The organism is Streptomyces phyllanthi, assembly GCF_009377205.1.
Lineage (GTDB): Bacteria > Actinomycetota > Actinomycetes > Streptomycetales > Streptomycetaceae > Streptomyces > Streptomyces phyllanthi.
Window position 1 is genome coordinate 1 of the sequence record NZ_VJZE01000890.1, and the last position, 1,481, is coordinate 1,481.

General features: G+C 69.1%; 1 protein-coding gene. It reads right to left on the reverse strand.

Going from position 1 to position 1,481, the window contains the following annotated elements; genetic code table 11:
• Window positions 1-225: 225 nt before the first annotated feature.
• On the reverse strand, window positions 226-1,383 hold the full coding sequence (ispG, locus tag FNH04_RS45900; protein ID WP_152792137.1) for a flavodoxin-dependent (E)-4-hydroxy-3-methylbut-2-enyl-diphosphate synthase: 1,158 nt from the start codon (window positions 1,381-1,383) through the stop codon (window positions 226-228).
• Between the last annotated feature and the right edge of the window lie 98 nt (window positions 1,384-1,481).

Consider the following 1,481-nt stretch of genomic DNA (forward strand, 5'->3'; position numbering starts at 1 on the left):
TCCCTTCCCCAGGGGCGCTGCCCCTTCGACCCCGACAGCCCCCAGGGGGCTACGCCCCCTGGCCCCGCTCGGGGCTCCGCCCCGGACCCCCCGTTCCTCCAACGCCGGAGGGGCTGGTTTCAGCCCCTCCGGCGTGCGAGGACGAGGCCGTTCAGGCCGACTAGCGGGGGTCCAAGGGCAACAGCCCCAGGGAAAGGACGAGCAAACCCCACGTGCACCCCACGCTCAGCCCGCCACCGACACCGACGGCTCGCCCGAGGTGACGCCCTCCGCCTCCATCTGTTCGGCGATCTTCATCGCCTCCTCGATCAGCGTCTCCACGATCTTCGACTCGGGGACCGTCTTGATGACCTCGCCCTTCACGAAGATCTGGCCCTTGCCGTTGCCGGAGGCGACGCCGAGGTCGGCCTCGCGGGCCTCGCCGGGGCCGTTCACGACGCAGCCCATGACCGCGACCCGCAGCGGGACCTCCATGCCGGTCAGACCGGCCGTGACCTCCTCGGCCAGCTTGTAGACGTCGACCTGGGCACGCCCGCAGGACGGGCAGGAGACGATCTCCAGGCCACGCTGGCGGAGGTTGAGTGATTCGAGGATCTGGGTGCCTACCTTGACCTCCTCCACCGGAGGAGCCGACAGGGACACGCGGATCGTGTCGCCGATGCCCTCGGAGAGCAGCGCGCCGAACGCCACCGCCGACTTGATCGTGCCCTGGAAGGCGGGGCCCGCCTCCGTCACGCCCAGGTGGAGCGGGTAGTCGCACTGGGCCGCGAGCTGGCGGTAGGCGTTGACCATGACCACGGGGTCGTTGTGCTTGACGGAGATCTTGATGTCCCGGAAGCCGTGCTCCTCGAAGAGCGAGGCCTCCCAGAGAGCCGATTCGACCAGGGCCTCCGGGGTCGCCCTGCCGTACTTCTGGAGCAGGCGCCTGTCCAGGGAGCCTGCGTTGACGCCGATGCGGATCGGGGTGCCGTGGTCCTTCGCGGCCCGCGCGATCTCCTTGACCTTGTCGTCGAACTGCTTGATGTTGCCGGGGTTGACGCGGACCGCCGCGCAGCCCGCCTCGATCGCCGCGAACACGTACTTCGGCTGGAAGTGGATGTCCGCGATCACCGGGATCTGCGACTTACGGGCGATCGTGGCGAGCGCGTCCGCGTCGTCCTGCGTGGGACAGGCCACGCGCACGATCTGGCAGCCCGACGCCGTCAGTTCCGCGATCTGCTGCAGCGTCGCCCCGATGTCCGACGTACGGGTCGTGGTCATCGACTGGACCGACACCGGCGCGTCTCCGCCGACCGCCACGGACCCGACCATGATCTGCCGGCTCTTCCGGCGCTCGGCGAGCTTGGTCGGTACGGACGGCATGCCGAGAGAAATCGCAGTCATCTGCTGTGCAACCCCAAGTTGTGGATCAGGATCCGGTCCCGGAACAGCGGGCTCCAGGCTTCGAGATTACGGCACGCCCTCAGGCCCGAGCACATCCC